Genomic DNA, 17,656 nt, shown 5'->3' with positions numbered 1-17,656 from the left:
GTCAGTCGACCAGGCTGCCCCACGTGTTGGTGCCGGCGACCCCGTCGACGACGAGCCCGCTCGTGGACTGGTAGGACCGCAGGGCCGAGTACGTCGCCGGCCCGAACGAGCCGTCGACCGTCAGCGAGTAGCCGGCGTCGACGAGCTCGCGCTGCAGGCCCTTGACGGCCTCGCCCGTCGAGCCCTGCCGCAGCACCGGCAGCAACGAGTACCAGGTGTTGTTGCCGACGACGCCGTCGACCGACAGCCCGTGCGCCGACTGGTAGCTGCGCACGGCGGAGTCCGTCGCGGGGCCGAAGGACCCGTCTGCCGTGACGCTCTTGCCGGAGGCCCGGAGCAGGTACTGCAGGGTGCGCACGGCGGCGCCGCTGCTGCCGCTGCGCAGGACCGGCAGGCTCGTCTCCGTGCTGCCACCGCCCGTGCCGCCGGAGCCGTACTTGCGCAGCACGTCGTTCGCGTACGCGATGCGCTGGGTCGTCGCGCACGTGCCGCACCGTTCGAACTTCTGCATGAAGACGGTCGTCGCCGAGTCGACCGACGTCGCGGCCTTGAGGCTCGAGAGCCCGTAGCCGGAGAAGGTCGACAGCTCGTACCAGGTGAAGTCGAGCTGGGCCGTGAGGTCGTAGCGGCTGCGGCCGCTCAGCCCCGCGTACCAGACCATGTTGTCGCGGGAGTCGGTGTCCCACCGGCCGCCCTCGCTCCACTGAGCGATGCCGACACCGGGGCCGCCGGGCTGGTTCGCGTAGGGGTTGATCGGGCTGCCCGACTCCTGGATGAGGTTGCCGACGACGCCGGCCGACTGCCGCTCGGTCAGGCCCTTGGACACGAAGTAGTCGAACGCGATCTCGTCGGTCGAGGCGGCGAGCGCGCTCGGGGCCGCGGCGACGCCGAGCACCGCGATCGAGGCCGCGGCCAGGAGCCCGGCGAGGCTCCTGCGGGTGGTGGTGGTCTTCATGGTTCCTCCGATCTACGCGAGCAGCCCGCTCCACGTGTTGGGGCCCACGACGGCATCGGCGTCGAGGGCGTGGGCGGTCTGGAAGGCCTGGGTGGCCGAGGCGGTTCCCGCGCCGAAGACGCCGTCGACCGTGACGGCATACCCCTGCGCGGTGAGCGCGGACTGCACGCCGCGGACGGCGTCGGACGTCTGCCCCTGCCGGCAGGTGACGGCGAGGGGCGCCTCCCACGTCGCCCGCCCGACGACGCCGTCGGCCGTGAGGCCCCCGGCCTGCTGGAAGGAGACGACGGCCGCAGCGGTGCCCGGCCCGAACGCACCGTCAGCCGTGACGCTGCGTCCCGAGTGCCGCAGCAGGTGCTGCGCGGCGGTCACCCGGAAGCCGCTGCTGCCCTGCTTCAGCGTCGGCCAGGTGCGGGTCGGCGGCGGGGGCGGGTTGGTCGTGCCGAGCCGCGTCGCGACGTCGGCCCGCAGCTGGGGGAGATTGGCGTACAAGGCGTCTCCCGGGCACTCGGTGTCGAGGAAGTCCCGGTGGCCGTAGATGTCCGCCGGCCCGAGGCCGTAGGTCTGGCACAGGTACGCGCAGAGCGCGACGAGTGCGTCCCACTGCGCCGACGTCGGCAGGGCGCTCGTGTACGTGCCCTCGTTCTCGATGCCGATCGACGTCGAGTTCTGCCCCGTGCAGTGCGCCCCGAGCGGGAAGACGGTGCTCGAGCCGGAGCCCAGGCCCTCGACCGAGCGGTGCCGGCCCTCCATGGTGAAGCCGCCTCGGCTGATGGTGAACTGCTGGCCCGAGTCGATCCAGCCGCGCGCGAAGTGCCACGACTGGATGTTTCGGGCGAGGGAGTATGCCGCCGCCTGCGAGTAGTCGGTCGTGTTCGCCGACGCCGTGTGGTGGACGAGGATCTTCTGCGGCGGCCCGGTCATGCCGACCGTGCCGGTCGCGGGCCGGGCGCCCCACGCGGCGCACGAGGCGATGCTCGGGCGGGCGACGGCGGTGACCGCCGCGTTCGAGGGGGCCGCCTTGGCGACCCCGAGGCCCCCCACCGCGCCGACGCCGAGGGCGCCGACGAGCAGGGAGCGGCGGGTGAGCGCGGGGTCCACGGTCACCAGCCGGAGCAGGCGTCGGCGTCCCACGCGATGCTCGACCGGATGTCGACGTGCGCGTGGTCGCTGTGGTTGGGGTAGCCCGGACCGAAGATGCCGCCGAAGCCGGCGTAGCGGGCCTGCTTGGCGATGCTGCAGATCGAGGTCGAGCCGTCGCCGGGCACGAGGTCGAGAGCGCCACCGTTCAGGTGCACGCTGTTGGTCGCGCCGCCGACCGACGCGTTGCACGTCGTGTCGCGGAAGCCGGACGTCACCCGGAGCGGGTGGTCGCCGAGCTGGTGGCGCAGCGCCTCGGCGCGCCACAGGGCCCGCTTCATGTTCTCCTTCTGGGCCGCGGTGCCGGTGAAGCCGCGCCCGCAGTTCTCGCTCGCCTCGGCGTAGCTGAAGTGCACGGGCGTGCAGTCGGGGTCCTGCAGCGCGTAGATCTTCGAGAACGTCGCGGGGCCGGCGACCCCGTCGGCCGAGAGGCCGTACGCGCGCTGGAAGTTCGCGACGGCCGTCTTCGTCTGCGCCCCGAACGAGCCGTCGATGCCCATGACCTGGCCGCGTGGCACCCAGCCCGCGACGCGGATCTGCAGCTGCGTGACGTCGGCCCCGGATGCCCCGGAGCCCAGGGTGCGCGGCCACGAGTAGCACTCGTCGGCGTGGGCCGTGGGTGCCGTGGCGGTCACGGTGGCGGTCGCGACGCCCAGCCCCCCGAGGGCGAGGGCGGCGACGGCGATGACGTGGGTGAACCAATTCCTGCGCATACGAGTCCCTTTCGTGCGGTCGTCCGTGTCGTGCCCTTCGAGCCTCTCCCGGTCTGGAGCGGGTCGCACGTCGAGCGCATGGGGAGCACTCCCCATGCGCTCGGCACCGCAGGAGGTGGTCGCCGGCGGTACGAGCCCCGGCGGAGGTCTCGGGTCGGCCGCGTCAGCCCGCACCGGCCACCGCCTCCGCGGCCCGCTCGACGACGTGGTCGACGATGCCGAAGGCGACCGCCTCCTGCGCGGTCAGCACCTTGTCGCGGTCGGTGTCGAGGCGCAGCTGCTCGACGCTGCGCCCGGTGTGGCGGCTCAGCACCTCCTCGACCTGCGCCCGCACCCGGAGCAGCTCGTCGGCCTGCAGCGCGAGGTCGCTGACCGTGCCCTGCCCGCCCGCGGAGGGCTGGTGGAGCAGCACGCGCGCGTGCCGCAGCGCGAAGCGTCGGCCGGGCTCCCCCGCCGCCAGCAGCACCGCAGCCGCCGACGCCGCCTGGCCGAGGCAGTAGGTGGCGACCGGGGTCGGCACGAACTGCATCGTGTCGTAGACGGCCATCAGCGCCGTGAAGGAGCCGCCCGGGCTGTTGACGTAGAGCGACACCTCCCGCTCCGGTGCGACGTCGGCGAGGTGCAGCAGCTGCGCCATGACGACGTTGGCCACCCCGTCGTCGATCTCCGTGCCCACGAAGATGATCCGCTCCTGCAGGAGCCGGCTGTAGATGTCGAAGCTGCGCTCCCCCGCCGGGGTCCGCTCGACGACGTAGGGGATCGTGTAGCTGCTCACCGCAGTCCCACCTTGCGCTCGACGCCGCCCGGGCGCACGTCGGTCAGTGAGCGCACGACGTGGTCGACGATCCCGTATGCCGCCGCCTCCTCCGCGCTGAACCACCGGTCGCGCTCGCTGTCCCGGGTGATCTGCTCCACCGCCTGCCCCGTGTGCTCGGCCTGCAGCTCGTTGACCCGGCGCTTGACCGCCTTGAGGTTGGCGGCCTGCACCTCCACGTCGGCGGCCGTGCCCTGGATGCCGGCGGAGGGCTGGTGCATCATGATCCGCGCGTTCGGCAGCGCGAACCGCTTGCCGGGCGTGCCGGCGCCGAGGAGGAACTGGCCCATCGAGGCCGCGAAACCGAGCGCGAGGGTGGAGACGTCGTTCGGGATGACCCGCATCGTGTCGTAGATCGCCAGGCCCGCGGTGACGGAGCCGCCGGGGCTGTTGACGTAGAGGCTGATGTCGGCGCGCGGGTCGCGGGCCGAGAGGAGCAGCAGCTGCGCGGTGACCCGGTTGGCGACGGGGTCGTCGACCTCGGAGCCGAGGACGATGATGCGCTGGTGCAGCAGCTCCATCGACAGCTGGTCGTCCAGCGCGGCGGAGGAGAAGGTGTCGTTCATGCGTCCAGCCTGCGTCGCCACGAGCCCAGGGGGAATCCCGCTCTGCCGCAAGCAGACACGCTGAGGGGCGCCGCGGACCCGTGGTCGGCGGCGCCCCGGGGGCCGGCGCGACTACTTCTGCAGGAAGTCGAGCAGGGCGGCGTTGAACTCCGCCGGGTGGCTGGCGTTGATCCCGTGCGGACCGTCCGCGAGGACGACGAGCTCGCTCCCGCGCAGGGCGGCGTGCGTGCGCTGGCCCGACCCCTCGAAGGGCACGATCGCGTCGGCGTCACCGTGGATGACGAGGGCCGGGACGGTGATCGCGGCGAGGTCGTCGCGGAAGTCGGTCGTGCCGAAGGCCTCCATGCAGCCGAGCAGCGCGCGCTGGTCGGACTGGCGACAGAGCCCGATCGCCTCCTGGCGGGTCGCCTCGTCGACCTTCAGGGTGCCGTGGGCGGAGAAGAAGTCCGTCGTGAACTGGTCGAAGAAGGCGTCACGGTCGCCCTTCGCGCCCTCCTCCATCTGCCCGGAGGCCTCCTCCGTCAGCGGCCCCTCGGGGTTGTCGTCGGTCTTCAGCAGGTAGGGCGGCACGGCGGCCGCGAAGACGACGCTGCGCAGGCGGTCCTCGCCGTGACGGGTCACGTACCGGGCCACCTCCCCGCCGCCCATGGAGAACCCGACCAGCGTCACGTCGCGCAGGTCGAGCGCCTCGAGCAGGCTCCCGAGGTCGTCGGTGAGCGTGTCGTAGTCGTAGCCGCCGTGCGGTTTGTCGCTCTCACCGAAGCCGCGCCGGTCGTACGTGACGACGCGGTAGCCGGCGTCCGCCAGGGCGGGCACCTGCTCCTTCCACGACGCGCCCGAGAGCGGCCAGCCGTGGACGAGCACGACGGGGCGTCCGTCGCCGCCGGTGTCCTCGACGTGGATCTTCACCTCGTGCAGGAGGCCGGAGTCCGTGGTCACGTCGGTCATCGGGATGTCCTTTCGTCGATGGGTCCCCAGTCCGCGGGGCCCCGGTGCCATACCCGGCGGTCCTGGCGACGTCACCGGTCGCCGGTCCGCGCGCTCACCCTCAACCGGCGACGCCCGCCATCTCGTTGGGCACGTGCGGCAGGATCGCCTCGCCGGTCACCCGGGAGGTGGTGAGGTCGACGGCGACGAGGCGCGAGCGGGACGGCTCGGTGACGTAGGCCCGGTCACCGACGACGCGGACGGACGGCCGCGGGTCCTGCCACTCGAGCGGTTCACGCCAGGGCCCCACCACCGGCACCGAGCGCTTCACGACGCCGGTGTCGGGGTCGATGACGCGAAGTCGACCGTCGGTGCCGAGGACGAGCGCCTCACCCGCGGGGCCGCGCTCGAGGCTGCGGAACGAGTAGCTCGCCCCGGTCTCCACGAGCCGCAGCCGACCCGTCCGGGTGTCGACGAGCGAGACGCGCGTGGGTCGTTCGAGCTCGGCGTCCTCGTCGACCTTGTAGTCGCCGAGGACGACGCCGGAGCGCTCCGACCCGGCCTGGTTGCCGATGCGGCCGTATGCCGTCGGGCTGGTCACCTTGGTGAAGCGCCCGTCGCGATAGACGAGCATGCCGTCCTCGCAGCCGAGGGTGACGACGTCGCCCGCTGCGACCGCCTCGCCGTGCAGACCGGGGCAGTCGTCGGTGCGCGCGACCTCCGCGCCGGCGACGTCGAGCGCGACGGCCCCGGTCCGGGCCTCCTCGGTGCCGAGGCTGTGCACGAGCGTGCCGTCCGGCAGGGTCACGGCGACGCCGTGGTGGGCGGCGGGCGCCTTGTGGCGTACGACGTCGACCGAACCGTCCACGCCCCCGAGCGAGTCGGTGTCGAGCACCTGCATCTCCCCCGTCCCGTCGGCGAAGAGCGTCGTGCGCGTGCCGTGCACGACGACGTGCCCCGGGTGCGACCCCGCAATCGTCGTTGCGGTCAGGCGCGGCGTGGTCGTGAAGGAGTGCTCGTGGTCGCCGTGCGGCTCGGTCCACGCACCGAGGTCGAGCGCGCGCCAACCGTCCTCCTGCGTCACGAGCACGTGGCGCCCGTCACCGGCCGGGTTGAGGCGGATGAAGCCCGTGGTCGCTGCGTCGCCGACGACCTCGAGGGTCGCGGCGTCGACGACCATGACCCCGTCGCGGTGGCTGAGGGCGAGGCGGGGAGACGGCCCCTCCGCCTCCGCCGTCGGCGCGGCGGACGGCATCGGTGCCGGCGCGGACGACCGGGAGCCGGCGGGACCGCCGGGGGCGGCGCAGCCTGCGAGGAGGGCACCGAGGAACGGCGCGAGGACGAAGGATGACGTTCGGCGATTCATGCGAGAATGATTTTCATTCACAGCGCGGGAAGTCAAGCCGGGTGGTTGACCGTCGATGGACCGTCGGCGAGGCTGGGCGCCCGGGTGCCGCTCGAGCACCCACGGAAGGAGACCGATGGACGCCGACGTCGTCGTCGTGGGCGCCGGCCTCGCCGGGCTCGTCGCCACCGCGGAGCTCGCCGACCGCGGCCGGCGCGTCGTGCTCGTCGACCAGGAGGGCGAGCAGTCGCTCGGCGGCCAGGCGTTCTGGAGCTTCGGCGGTCTCTTCCTCGTCGACAGCCCCGAGCAGCGCCGGATGGGCGTCCGCGACAGCCTGGAGCTCGCGACCCAGGACTGGATGGGCTCCGCGCAGTTCGACCGCGAGGAGGACTACTGGCCGCGCCGCTGGGCCGAGGCCTACCTCCACTTCGCCGCAGGCGAGAAGCGGGCGTGGCTCCGCGAGCAGGGGCACCGGCTCTTCCCGGTCGTCGGGTGGGCCGAGCGCGGCGACGGCCGGGCCGACGGGCACGGCAACTCGGTGCCCCGCTTCCACATCACGTGGGGCACCGGCCCCGGCCTCGTCGAGCCCTTCGAGCGCCGGGTGCGCGCCGCGGTGGCCGACGGACGCGTCACCCTCGCCTTCCGCCACCGCGTCGACGACCTCGTGGTGACCGACGGCGCGGTCACCGGCGTGCGTGGGCGTCGACTCGTCGAGGACGGTGCGGAGCGCGGCCGTCCGAGCAGTCGCGAGGAGGTGGCCGACTTCGTGATCGCGGCGCAGGCGGTCGTCGTCACGAGCGGTGGCATCGGCGGCGACCACGAGCTCGTCCGCCGTGCCTGGCCCGCCCGGCTCGGCACGCCGCCCGCCCGCATGGTCGCCGGCGTGCCGGCGCACGTCGACGGCCGGATGCTCGCCATCACCGAACGGGCGGGCGGTCGCGTCATCAACCCGGACCGGATGTGGCACTACACGGAGGGCCTGCGCAACTGGGACCCCGTGTGGCACAACCACGGCATCCGCATCCTGCCCGGCCCCTCGTCGCTGTGGCTCGACGCCCGCGGACGCCGCTTCCCGGCGCCGTTCTTCCCGGGCTTCGACACGCTCGGGACCCTCGGCCACATCCAGCGGAGCGGCTACGACTACTCGTGGTTCGTGCTGACGCAGCGGATCATCGAGAAGGAGTTCGCGCTCTCGGGCTCGGAGCAGAACCCCGATCTCACGGGGCGGGACGTGCGCCAGGTGCTCGGGCGGGCGAGGAGCGGCGCCCCCGCCCCCGTCGAGGCGTTCAAGCAGCACGGCGAGGACTTCGTCGTCGCGAGCACCGTCGACGCGCTCGCCCGCGGGATGAACGCGCTGACCGGCGACCACCTCGTCGACGCTGCAGCCCTCCGACGCACCATCGTGGCGCGCGACAACGAGATCGCCAACGACTTCACCAAGGACGCCCAGGTCACGGCGATCCGCGGGGCGCGAAACTACTTGGGCGACAAGCTGATCCGCGTCGCACCCCCACACCGGTTGCTCGACCCGGCCGCGGGTCCGCTCATCGCCGTCCGGCTCAACATCCTCACCCGCAAGACCCTCGGAGGCCTCGAGACCGACCTGTCCGGGCGGGTGCTCGGCGCGGGCGGCGAGCCCGTGCCGGGGCTCTACGCCGCGGGCGAGGTGAGCGGGTTCGGCGGCGGCGGCATGCACGGCTACAACTCGCTCGAGGGCACCTTCCTCGGGGGCTGCCTGTTCAGCGGTCGGACGGCGGGCCGCGCGGTCGCCGCCGCACTCTGAGCCGGGACGGCTACCCAAGAGCGGACACAACCGCTTATCTTTACCCCGTGAATCCATCGCAGGCGGCACCCGGCTCGCAGGCATCTCTGCGTGAAGCCAACCGCCTGCGGGTGCTCGACGCCCTCCGCGAGCAGGGGGCGATGACCCAGGTCGAGCTCGCCGGGGCGACCGGCCTCAGCCCCGCCACGGTCTCCAACATGGTCAAGGAGCTCGACGGCGCGGGCGCGCTCGAGCTGTCCCCGAGCATCCGCAACGGGCGGCGGGCCGTCCTCGTCTCGCTCGCCACCGGGAACACGCTGCTCGCCGGCATCGCCTTCGGTGACCGCGACGTGCGCGTCGCCGTCGCGACCGGGCCGCGCGACATCGTCGGCCGCCAGCGCATGCCGCTGCCGGCGAACCACAACGCCGACGAGGGCATGGAGCGCGCCGCGCGCCTGCTCCACGACCTCGTCGAGAAAGCCGGCAAGACGATGCCCGACGTCAAGGCCGTGGGCGTCGGCATCCCGGCTCCCGTCGACAGCGTGAGCGGTCAGGTCGGGTCCGAGAGCATCCTGCCCGGGTGGCGCGGCGTCGACGTGGCCGACGAGATGCGCGGCCGGGTCGGAGCCCCCGTCTCCGTCGACAACACCTCGAACCTCGGAGCCCTCGGCGAGCTGAGATGCGGTGCGCTGCAAGGGGTTCAGAACGGCGCCTACATCAAGCTGTCCTACGGGGTGGGGGCCGGGATCGTGCTCGGGGGCGAGGTCTTCCGCGGCATCGCGGGCACGGCCGGCGAGATCGGGCACCTGACGATCGACGAGCACGGCCCCGTCTGCCGGTGCGGCAACCGCGGCTGCCTCGAGACGTTCATCGGCGCGCACGCCCTGAGCGACGCCCTCGCCGGCTCGCACGGGCGCCTGACGCTGCGCGACATCATCGCCAAGGCCATCGACGGCGACGCCGGCTGCCGGCGCGTCATCGAGGACGCCGGGCGGCACCTCGGGGTGGCGCTCGCGGGCCTCGTCAACCTGCTCAACCCCGAGGTCGTCGTGCTCGGCGGGCAGCTCTCGCTCGTCGGGCACGTGCTCGCGGACCCCATGCAGCGCGCCCTCGAGCGCAGCGCCATCCCCAGCGCCGTGGCCTCTCTCGTCGTGCGGGAGTCCGAGCTGCAGACCGACGCCGACGTCGTGGGCGCCGTCGTCGCGGCCGAGACGCTGTACGCCGCGACCGAGGGCCACTTGGTAACGATTACGTCCATGGCTTGAATTCAAGCCTTGACGCCAAGGGGTCGCAGGCCTTTTACTCCGGAGTACGGGCCGCACCAACGTGGATGCCGGCGCTTGAACAAGGGAGTTCCAAACCATGCGTGCACGCTCCACCCGCCTCGCCGGCATCGCCCTTGCGGCCGGCCTGGGCCTCACCTCGATCGCTGCGTGCGGCAGCAGCAGCGACAACACCCCGTCCGGCTCGAACAGCAGCGGCGGCGCCGCTGCCGGCGGTGGCAAGAAGATCGCCCTGCTGCTCCCCGAGTCGAAGACCACGCGCTACGAGACCTTCGACCGTCCGCTCTTCGAGGCCGCCGTCAAGGCCTCCTGCGCCGACTGCTCGGTCATCTACAGCAACGCCGACCAGGACGCCGGCAAGCAGCAGCAGCAGGCCGAGGCCGCCCTGACCCAGGGTGCCAACGTCCTCGTCCTCGACCCGGTCGACGGCAAGGCCGCCGCCTCGGTCGTCGCGAGCGCCAAGAGCAGCGGCGTCCCCGTCGTCGCCTACGACCGCTTCATCGACGGCGCCGACTACTACGTGTCCTTCGACAACGCGACGGTCGGCAAGATCCAGGCCCAGACGCTCGTCGACCTCGTCAAGAAGAGCGGCAAGACCTCCGGTGACGTCGTCATGATCAACGGCTCGCCCACCGACCCCAACGCCGCCGACTTCAAGTCCGGCGCGCACAGCGTCCTCGACGGCAGCGGCTTCAAGATCGCCGCCGAGTACGACACCCCCGACTGGAGCCCGGACAAGGCCCAGCAGTGGATGGAGGGGCAGATCTCGGCCGTCAAGGGCAACCTCGTCGGCGTCTACGCGGCCAACGACGGCACCGCGGGCGGCGCCATCGCGGCCCTCAAGGGTGGCGGCGTCAACCCGCTCCCGCCCGTCACGGGCCAGGACTCCGAGCTCGCCGCGATCCAGCGCATCCTCGCCGGCGACCAGGCGATGACGATCTACAAGCCGATCAAGCCGGAGGCCGAGGCCGCCGCGAAGGCCGCGATCGCCCTCGCCAACAAGCAGACCCCCGAGAAGACGACGGACTTCAAGGGCATCGCCAGCACGATCCTCGACCCGATCGCCGTCACCAAGGACAACATCAAGGACACGATCGTCAAGGACGGCATCTACAAGACGTCCGACATCTGCTCGAGCACCTTCGCGGCCGCCTGCACCGCCGCCGGCATCAGCTGACCTGCGCCCGACGCACCACCCGCAGGCATACGCCTGCCCGCGCGACACGCAAGGTGTAGACCGGGTGGGTGGGCACGGATCCTCGTGCCCACCCACCCGGCGTCGCACCGGGACCGACGTGCACCGCGCTCCCGCTCGACAGATCCGAAGGACGGACATGACCGCAACCACCTCACCGCCACCCGCACCGACGCAGACGGCCGTGCTCTCACTGCGGGGCATCTCCAAGCGGTTCGGCGCCGTGCAGGCCCTCACCAACATCGACTTCGACGTCCGGCCCGGTGAGGTCGTCGCCCTCGTCGGCGACAACGGCGCCGGCAAGTCGACGCTCGTCAAGACCATCGCCGGCGTCTACACGCCCGACTCCGGCACCATGGAGTTCGACGGCGCCTCCGCCGCCGTCAGCTCGCCGGCCGAGGCCCAGAAGCTCGGCATCGCCACGGTGTTCCAGGACCTCGCGCTCTGCGACAACCTCGACGTCGTCGGCAACCTCTTCCTCGGCCGCGAGCTCTACTCCGGCCGGGCCCTCGACGAGGTGACGATGGAGAAGGAGTCGTGGCGGCTGCTGCGCCAGCTCTCCGCGCGCATCCCGTCGGTGCGCATCCCCGTCGCCAGCCTCTCGGGCGGCCAGCGCCAGACCGTCGCCATCGCCCGCTCGCTCCTCGGCGACCCGAAGGTCGTCATGCTCGACGAGCCGACGGCCGCCCTCGGCGTCGCCCAGACCGCCGAGGTGCTCAACCTCGTCGAGCGGCTGCGCGAGAACGGCCACGGCGTCATCCTCATCAGCCACAACATGAGCGACGTCATGGCCGTCGCCGACCGGGTCTGCGTGCTGCGCCTGGGCCGCAACAACGGCACCTTCGACGTGAGCCAGACCAACGCCCAGGAGATCATCGCCGCCATCACCGGCGCCACGACGAACGCCGTGTCCGAGCGCGCCTCGCGCCGGACGCCGAGCGAGGAGCAGCAGTGAGCACCACGACTCCGGACCCCACCCGCGACGCCGCCGAGCCCGCGGACCCCACCGCCGCGACCGCCGCCCTGCCGGCGGACCTCCAGGACGAGCGGCTCATCGCCCAGGCCGGTGGGGTCGGCGGCACCGTGCGCGCCTTCTTCTCCCGGCTGCGCAGCGGTGACCTCGGCGCCCTGCCCGTCGTCATCGGCCTCGTCATCATCTGGGTCGTCTTCCAGGGCCTCAACGACGCCTTCCTCTCACCGCGCAACCTCGTCAACCTCACGCTCCAGAGCGCGGCCATCGGCACCATCGCCATCGGCATCGTGCTCGTGCTGCTCCTCGGCGAGATCGACCTCTCCGTCGGCTCGGTGAGCGGCCTCGCCGCCGCCATCGTCGCCGTCGGCACCGTCAACCGCGGCTGGCCGGTCCTGCTCGCGCTGCTCGTCGCGGTCGCCGTCGCCTTCGTCATCGGCCTCGCCTACGGCGCGATCTACACGCGGTTCGGCGTGCCGAGCTTCGTCATCACCCTGGCGGGGCTGCTCGGCTTCCTCGGCCTGCAGCTGAAGGTGCTCGGCGCCGAGGGCTCGATCAACCTGCCGTTCGAGTCGGGCCTCGTGAAGTTCGCCCAGCAGACCTTCCTGCCGGCGACGCTCGCCTACGTGCTGGCCCTCGCCGCCGTCGCCGTCTTCGCCCTCGCCCGGCTGCGGGCGAACGCCCGCCGCGACGCGGCCGGCCTGTCGACGACGCCGGTCAGCATGATCGCCGTCCGCTCGGGCTTCCTCGCCCTCTTCCTCGTCGTGCCGATCATCGTGCTCAACCGCGACCGTGGCGTCTCGGTGATGTTCCTCGTGTTCCTCGCGCTGGTCGTCGTCATGGACTTCGCCATCCGCCGCACGCGCTGGGGCCGCTCGGTCATGGCCGTCGGCGGCAACGTCGAGGCCGCCCGCCGAGCCGGCATCAACGTGCGCCGGGTCTACCTCACCGTGTTCGCGCTCTGCTCGAGCTTCGCCGCGGTCGGCGGCATCTTCGCGGCGGCCCGCCTGGCCGCCGCCAACCAGAGCAGCGGCGGCGCGGACACGAACCTCAACGCCATCGCCGCGGCCGTCATCGGCGGCACCAGCCTCTTCGGCGGGCGCGGGTCGGCGTATGCCGCCCTGCTCGGCATCCTCGTGATCCAGTCGATCAGCAACGGCCTCGCCCTGATCAACCTCGGCTCGCCCGAGCGCTACATGATCACCGGCGCGGTGCTGCTGCTCGCGGTCACCGTCGACGCCCTGAGCCGCCGCAGCCGCGCGGCCCACGGTCGCGCCTGACGCTCCGGCACCACCCGCCCGCACGACCACGCACGCACCACGATCCCGGCAGCCGCCCAGGCTGCCGGGATCGCGGCTTTCCTCAGCCGACGGGCGCCGGCTCGGGCACGTCCTCGCGCACCGGCCGGGCGCGCTGCGCCCGGGCCGCGAGACCGAGCACGAGCAGGCCGAGCGCGGCGAAGGCCGCCCCCACCCACAGCGGGGAGGTCCAGCCGAGACCGGCCGCGATGGCCAGCCCGGAGACCCACACACCGAGGAAGTTGCCGACGTTGAAGGCCGCGATGTTGGCCGACGAGGCCATCGTCGAAGCGCCGGTCGCGTGCTCCAGCACCCGCATCTGCAGCCCGGGCACCGTCGCGAAGCCGAAGAAGCCCATCGCGAGAAGCATGGCGGCCGAGCCGAGGCGGGTGCCCGAGAGCAGCGCGAAGGCGACGAGCGACACGGCGAGCGCCAGCGTGAGCCACACGAGGGTCCGGTTCAGCGCCCGGTCGGCCCAGCGGCCGCCGAGCAGGTTGCCGGCGAAGAGGCCCACGCCGAAGAGCACGAGCAGCCACGGCACGGCCGACTCGCCGAAGCCGGAGACCCGGGTCAGGAGCGGCTCGACGTACATGAAGGCACCGAACATGCCGCCGAAGACGAGCACGGTCATCCCGAGCGAGAACCACACCTGGCCGCTGCGGAACGCCGCGAGCTCGGTGCGCAGCCCGGCCTCGCGGCGCTCGGCCGCGGCATCCGGGACGAGGGCGGCGATGCCGGCCGCCGCAGCGACGCCGACCACGGCGATGACGGCGAAGGTCGCGCGCCAGCCCCACTGCTGGCCGACGAAGGTGCCGAGCGGCACCCCGAGCACGTTGGCGAGGGTGAGCCCACCGAACATGACGGAGATCGCGCCGGCGCGGCGGTCGGCCGGCACGAGCGAGGCGGCGAGCACCGAGCCGATGCCGAAGAAGGCGCCGTGGGCGAGTGCGGCGACCACGCGCCCCAGCAGGAGCACGCCGTAGCCGGTGGCCACGGCGGAGAGCACGTTGCCGGCGACGAAGAGGACCATGAGCACGAGCAGCGCGCGCTTGGGCCGCCACGAGCCGAGCACCGGCGTGAGCCCGAGGGCGCCGACGACGACGGCCAGCGCGTAGCCGCTGATGAGGTAGCCGGCGGTGGGGATGCTGACCCCGAGGTCGCCGGCGACGGTGCTGAGCAGGCCGGCGATGACGAACTCCGTCAGGCCGATGCCGAAGCCGCCGAGAGCGAGGGCGAGTAGACCGAGAGGCATGAGTGGTTCCGAGTCCTTCCGAACGGGACGGTGACGCCGGTCCGAGCCTCCCTGCTCGCGCCGGTATGCCGCGTGTGCAACTACTTGACGTCGGCGACGTTAGTTGCACACGCGGCATATTGCAAACGCGCGCTATGATGGTGCGCATGGGAATCGCCGACTCCGCCGTCGAGGTGCGCGCCTCGGGATGGCGCACCCTCGCCGCGCTGCACGCGCACATCGAGAGCGCCCTCGAGCGCGAGCTCGTGCGTCGACACGCCCTCTCCGTCGTCGAGTTCACCGTCCTCGACGCCCTCTCCCGCCAGGACGGGTGGCACATGCGCATGTCGCAGCTCGCCCGCGCGGCCGCGCTCTCCTCGTCGGCCACGACCCGGCTCGTCAACCGGCTCGAGGACCGTGGCCTGCTGACCCGGGTGCTGTGCGCCGACGACCGCCGGGGCATCTACACCGAGCTCACCGACGCCGGCTGGGCGCTCTACCGCGAGGCGCGCCCCACGCACGACGCCGTGCTCGAGACGTCGCTCGACTCGGCCGGCGAGGTGCCCGAGCTCGCCCCCATCGTGGGGTTCCTGCACGACGGCGTCAGAGGCGTCCGCGGATAGGCGTCCGCTCGACGGGGTCGCCGTCCGGGGGCATCACCATCTCGGCCCGCACGCCGAGCAGGCGCACCTCGCGCTCGGGGTCGAGGCCCGCGGCGAGCTGCAGGGCCGCCGCCACGACGGTGGCCCGCTCGCTCGTCGGCTCGGCGAGCTTGCGGGCCCGCGTCTGCGTGAAGAACGGTGCGTAGCGCACCTTGAGCGTCACCCGCACGACGGGCCGGCCCTCCTTCCTCGTGTCGTCGAACGCCTGCGACGCGAGCTCGGCGACGGCCTCGCGCACCTGCTCGGGCGTCGTGAGGTTGTGCTGGTAGGTCGTCTCGCGGCTGTGGCCCCGCGCGACCCACGGGGTGTCGTCGACGACGGCCGAGCCGAGGCCGCGGCCGAGCTGGGAGTACCAGACGCCCATCCGCGGCCCGAACTCACCGACGAGCACGGCCTCCTCGGCGTCGGCGAGCTCGCGCACCGTGGCGATGCCGTGGCCGGCCAGTCGCTTCGAGACCTTCGACCCGACTCCCCAGAGGTCGATCGTCGGGCGCTCCCCCATGACCTCGAACCAGTTGTGCCGGGTCAGCCGGAAGACCCCGCGCGGCTTGCCGAACCCCGTCGCGATCTTCGCGCGCACCTTGTTGTCGCCGATGCCGACGGATGCGTGCAGCCCGGTCGCGTCGAGCACGGCCTCCCGCGCGCGGTGCGCCACGGCCTCCGGGTCGTCGGTCGCCACCCCGAGGAAGGCCTCGTCCCAGCCGAGCACCTCGACGACGACGCCCAGGCCGCGCAGCGCCTCCATGACCTGCTCCGACGCGGCCGTGTAGGCAGCAGCGTCGACGGGCAGGATGACGGCGTCCGGCGCCTTGCGCGCGGCCAGCCGCAGCGGCATCCCCGACCCGACGCCGAGCGCCCGGGCCTCGTAGCTCGCGGTGGACACGACGGCACGCTCGGTGGGGTCGCCGCGTCCCCCGACGATGACGGGCAGGCCGGCCAGCTCGGGACGGCGCAGCACCTCGACCGCTGCGATGAACTGGTCGAGGTCGACGTGCAGCACCCACGGGGTGACGCCGGCGTTCACCCCGTCATTGTGCCCGTCAGGGTGCCCGTCGTCAGGGTGCCCGTCGTCAGGGTCGCGGGGGCCGGGAGCGATCGCTCACCGGCTTGCCACCGCGGAAGGTGTAGACGGTCGGGTCGGGCGGGGAGCCGCCCGGCTGCGACTGGGGCTTCCTGGGCTTCTGGACCTGCTGCGGCTGCTCCGGCCCGGCCGCGGCATCCTGCTCGCGGGCCGCGACGACGACGCCGTGGTAGAGCATGAGCGCGGCCAGGGCGGTCAGCCCGTAGGCGCCGACCATGAGCGGCGTGCCGGTGTGCGCGCCGCCGAGGTCCGACCGGAGCAGGTGGAGGCCACCCGCGGCCGCCCCAACGACCGCGGCGCCGACGAACCAGATGATAGTGGCGCGGGTCATCGAGGAGTGCACGGGGTCACTGTCGCACACGCGCGGTGCCGGCGTCCCCGGCCTCGCGCGGAGCCGCTCAGGGCGCCGTGCGGTCCGTGACCGCGTGGGCCGCCCCGCCCGGTCCCGCGCCGGGACGGATCGGCTTGGCGGGCGTGCCCTTCGCGGGCTTGACCTTGGCCGGCTGGGACTTCGCCTTGGCGGGCTTGCTCTTGGCGGGCTTGCTCTTGGCCGGCTTGCTCTTGGCCGGCTTGCTCTTGGCCGGCTTGCTCTTGGCCGGCTTGCTCTTCGCCGGCTTGCTCGTCGCCGGCTTGCTCTTCGCCGGCTTGCTCTTGGCCGGCTTCGCCGTGGCGGGCTCGGCCGTGCCGGGCGCGCTCGTCGCCGGCCGGGCCGCGTCCCTGGCCGGTGCGGCCGCGGCAGCCGGCCGGGGCTCCAGGGCGTCGGACGCCAGCGTGGGCACCGACGGGCGCGTGGCCGGACGGCTCACCACCCCGGGACGAGTGGCGCCTCCGGGCGCGGCGACCGCCGGGGCGGACGCGGCCGGCGCAGCGGGCCGCGCGGACTGCGCGGACTGCGGGGCGGGCGACGCAGCGGGCCGGCTCGTGGCGCGAGGCGTCGTCGACGCCGAGCCGGCACCCGTCGCCGCGTGCGGAGCAGGTCGCGACGCGCCGGCCGAGGGCACGGGCGCAGGAGACGCGACGACGCCGGCACCCTCGGTTCCCTTCGAGGCGGCCGGGGCGGACGCGGCGGCCGGGGCGGCGTCGGCGCCGGCCGGCTCGGGGTCGGTCGGCTGGGGGTCGGTCAGGTCGGTGTCGGCCAGGCGCGGCGCGCCGGACGCGATCATCGCCGCGTCGAGGTCGCTGACGGGCGACGGCCGGTCGCTCGTCACGACGGAGCCGAGGATGAGCGCCGTCACGGCCGTGCCGAGCAGCAGTCCGGCGCCGCGGCGTCCGCCGACGGGCAGGAGCGAGACCCCACCGGTCACGAGGGCGGCGACCGCGGCGAGCAGCGGGGCCACGCCGAGCACGACGAGGCCACCGGTCGCGCCCCCGACGAGGAAGGCGAAGAGGACGAGGCAGGCGAGGATCGCGAATCCGGGCACGGTGCCCTCGGGCAGCGGACGCGGCTCGCGGTCGGCCAGCAGGTCGACGCGCTCACGACCCGCGCCGGGGCGTGCCGGCAGGGTGAAGGAGGGCTCGTGCTCGCTCGCGGCCGAGGCGCCGGCCGCGGCCCAGAGGTGCCAGCCGCGGGGCGGCACGGGCCACGACGGGTCCTGCACCCACCGGTCGAGCTCGGCCGTCGCCGGGCCGGGGCGCGACGGGTCGTGGGGTGCCGGGACGATGCTCGTGGTCACCTGACTCACCTCTCCTGCGTTCGCGCAGCGACACCAAGGGG

At 73.3% G+C, this 17,656-nt stretch carries 17 protein-coding genes; 6 read left to right on the top strand and 11 right to left on the bottom strand.

Annotated elements, in window-relative coordinates:
* Position 1: 1 nt before the first annotated feature.
* The 7 genes from ABD979_RS02900 to aztD all read right to left on the bottom strand — a co-directional run bounded on the left by ABD979_RS02900 (position 2) and on the right by aztD (position 6,481).
* Entirely contained in the window at positions 2-955 is a 954-nt protein-coding gene (locus tag ABD979_RS02900; RefSeq protein ID WP_345505933.1) for a phage tail tip lysozyme, read from the bottom strand.
* Positions 956-967: 12 nt separating this feature from the next.
* The gene (locus ABD979_RS02895) at positions 968-2,089 is read right to left on the bottom strand and encodes a peptidoglycan recognition protein family protein (RefSeq protein WP_345505932.1); all 1,122 of its coding nucleotides are present in this window, start codon (positions 2,087-2,089) and stop codon (positions 968-970) included.
* Complete coding sequence (locus ABD979_RS02890) at positions 2,059-2,808, bottom strand: D-Ala-D-Ala carboxypeptidase family metallohydrolase (protein WP_345505931.1); 750 nt, start codon at positions 2,806-2,808, stop codon at positions 2,059-2,061. The genes ABD979_RS02895 and ABD979_RS02890 overlap by 31 nt, the downstream gene beginning before the upstream one ends.
* A 163-nt stretch (positions 2,809-2,971) precedes the next feature.
* Entirely contained in the window at positions 2,972-3,583 is a 612-nt protein-coding gene (locus ABD979_RS02885; protein WP_345505930.1) for a ClpP family protease, read from the bottom strand.
* A complete protein-coding gene (locus ABD979_RS02880) occupies positions 3,580-4,188 on the bottom strand; it encodes an ATP-dependent Clp protease proteolytic subunit (RefSeq protein ID WP_345505929.1) in 609 nt (202 codons plus the stop codon). Before ABD979_RS02880 ends, ABD979_RS02885 begins: the two co-directional genes overlap by 4 nt.
* A gap of 111 nt (positions 4,189-4,299) precedes the next feature.
* Positions 4,300-5,136, bottom strand: coding sequence for an alpha/beta fold hydrolase (locus tag ABD979_RS02875; protein ID WP_345505928.1), 837 nt, complete (start codon positions 5,134-5,136; stop codon positions 4,300-4,302).
* Between the two features lie 100 nt (positions 5,137-5,236).
* Entirely contained in the window at positions 5,237-6,481 is a 1,245-nt protein-coding gene (gene aztD / locus ABD979_RS02870; protein ID WP_345505927.1) for a zinc metallochaperone AztD, read from the bottom strand.
* Positions 6,482-6,596: 115 nt separating this feature from the next.
* Here aztD and ABD979_RS02865 point away from each other — a divergent pair, with 115 nt between their 5' ends.
* The 5 genes from ABD979_RS02865 to ABD979_RS02845 all read left to right on the top strand — a co-directional run bounded on the left by ABD979_RS02865 (position 6,597) and on the right by ABD979_RS02845 (position 12,950).
* Positions 6,597-8,243 (top strand): FAD-binding dehydrogenase, encoded by a 1,647-nt coding sequence (locus tag ABD979_RS02865; protein ID WP_345505925.1) that lies wholly within the window; start codon positions 6,597-6,599, stop codon positions 8,241-8,243.
* Positions 8,244-8,290: 47 nt separating this feature from the next.
* Positions 8,291-9,487 (top strand): ROK family transcriptional regulator, encoded by a 1,197-nt coding sequence (locus ABD979_RS02860; RefSeq protein ID WP_345505924.1) that lies wholly within the window; start codon positions 8,291-8,293, stop codon positions 9,485-9,487.
* A 97-nt stretch (positions 9,488-9,584) separates the two neighbouring features.
* A complete protein-coding gene (locus tag ABD979_RS02855; RefSeq protein ID WP_345505923.1) occupies positions 9,585-10,682 on the top strand; it encodes an ABC transporter substrate-binding protein in 1,098 nt (365 codons plus the stop codon).
* A gap of 157 nt (positions 10,683-10,839) precedes the next feature.
* Positions 10,840-11,655, top strand: coding sequence for an ATP-binding cassette domain-containing protein (locus ABD979_RS02850; RefSeq protein WP_345505922.1), 816 nt, complete (start codon positions 10,840-10,842; stop codon positions 11,653-11,655).
* The gene (locus ABD979_RS02845) at positions 11,652-12,950 is read left to right on the top strand and encodes a sugar ABC transporter permease (RefSeq protein ID WP_345505921.1); all 1,299 of its coding nucleotides are present in this window, start codon (positions 11,652-11,654) and stop codon (positions 12,948-12,950) included. Before ABD979_RS02850 ends, ABD979_RS02845 begins: the two co-directional genes overlap by 4 nt.
* An 82-nt stretch (positions 12,951-13,032) precedes the next feature.
* Here ABD979_RS02845 and ABD979_RS02840 read toward each other — a convergent pair whose 3' ends face one another.
* Complete coding sequence (locus tag ABD979_RS02840) at positions 13,033-14,220, bottom strand: MFS transporter (protein ID WP_345505920.1); 1,188 nt, start codon at positions 14,218-14,220, stop codon at positions 13,033-13,035.
* A 146-nt stretch (positions 14,221-14,366) separates the two neighbouring features.
* On the opposite strand from ABD979_RS02840, the gene ABD979_RS02835 reads away from it, so the two are divergent.
* Positions 14,367-14,822: a MarR family winged helix-turn-helix transcriptional regulator gene (locus ABD979_RS02835; protein WP_345505919.1), complete on the top strand. Its 456-nt coding sequence runs from the start codon at positions 14,367-14,369 to the stop codon at positions 14,820-14,822.
* Here the strand turns inward: ABD979_RS02835 and ABD979_RS02830 are convergent.
* The 3 genes from ABD979_RS02830 to ABD979_RS02820 all read right to left on the bottom strand — a co-directional run bounded on the left by ABD979_RS02830 (position 14,803) and on the right by ABD979_RS02820 (position 17,615).
* Positions 14,803-15,885 (bottom strand): DNA polymerase IV, encoded by a 1,083-nt coding sequence (locus ABD979_RS02830; protein ID WP_345505918.1) that lies wholly within the window; start codon positions 15,883-15,885, stop codon positions 14,803-14,805. The genes ABD979_RS02835 and ABD979_RS02830 overlap by 20 nt on opposite strands.
* A gap of 46 nt (positions 15,886-15,931) precedes the next feature.
* Positions 15,932-16,273: a hypothetical protein gene (locus ABD979_RS02825; protein ID WP_345505917.1), complete on the bottom strand. Its 342-nt coding sequence runs from the start codon at positions 16,271-16,273 to the stop codon at positions 15,932-15,934.
* Between the two features lie 67 nt (positions 16,274-16,340).
* Positions 16,341-17,615, bottom strand: a complete 1,275-nt coding sequence (locus tag ABD979_RS02820) for a hypothetical protein (protein WP_345505916.1) — start codon at positions 17,613-17,615, stop codon at positions 16,341-16,343.
* Positions 17,616-17,656: the final 41 nt, after the last annotated feature.

It is taken from the genome of Terrabacter aeriphilus (genome assembly GCF_039542985.1).
Lineage (GTDB): Bacteria > Actinomycetota > Actinomycetes > Actinomycetales > Dermatophilaceae > Terrabacter > Terrabacter aeriphilus.
The sequence above is the reverse complement of the archived record's forward strand: the minus strand, read 5'-3'. Positions and strand labels throughout refer to the sequence as shown.

Bases quoted from the DNA above. Each gene is read 5' to 3' on its own strand.
- ABD979_RS02840 (WP_345505920.1), bottom strand. From the start codon at position 14,220: ATGCCTCTCGGTCTACTCGCCCTCGCTCTCGGCGGCTTCGGCATCGGC.
- ABD979_RS02825 (WP_345505917.1), bottom strand. From the start codon at position 16,273: ATGACCCGCGCCACTATCATCTGGTTCGTCGGCGCCGCGGTCGTTGGG.
- ABD979_RS02855 (WP_345505923.1), top strand. From the start codon at position 9,585: ATGCGTGCACGCTCCACCCGCCTCGCCGGCATCGCCCTTGCGGCCGGC.
- aztD (WP_345505927.1), bottom strand. From the start codon at position 6,481: ATGAATCGCCGAACGTCATCCTTCGTCCTCGCGCCGTTCCTCGGTGCC.
- ABD979_RS02875 (WP_345505928.1), bottom strand. From the start codon at position 5,136: ATGACCGACGTGACCACGGACTCCGGCCTCCTGCACGAGGTGAAGATC.
- ABD979_RS02880 (WP_345505929.1), bottom strand. From the start codon at position 4,188: ATGAACGACACCTTCTCCTCCGCCGCGCTGGACGACCAGCTGTCGATG.
- ABD979_RS02835 (WP_345505919.1), top strand. From the start codon at position 14,367: ATGGGAATCGCCGACTCCGCCGTCGAGGTGCGCGCCTCGGGATGGCGC.
- ABD979_RS02890 (WP_345505931.1), bottom strand. From the start codon at position 2,808: ATGCGCAGGAATTGGTTCACCCACGTCATCGCCGTCGCCGCCCTCGCC.
- ABD979_RS02900 (WP_345505933.1), bottom strand. From the start codon at position 955: ATGAAGACCACCACCACCCGCAGGAGCCTCGCCGGGCTCCTGGCCGCG.
- ABD979_RS02850 (WP_345505922.1), top strand. From the start codon at position 10,840: ATGACCGCAACCACCTCACCGCCACCCGCACCGACGCAGACGGCCGTG.
- ABD979_RS02865 (WP_345505925.1), top strand. From the start codon at position 6,597: ATGGACGCCGACGTCGTCGTCGTGGGCGCCGGCCTCGCCGGGCTCGTC.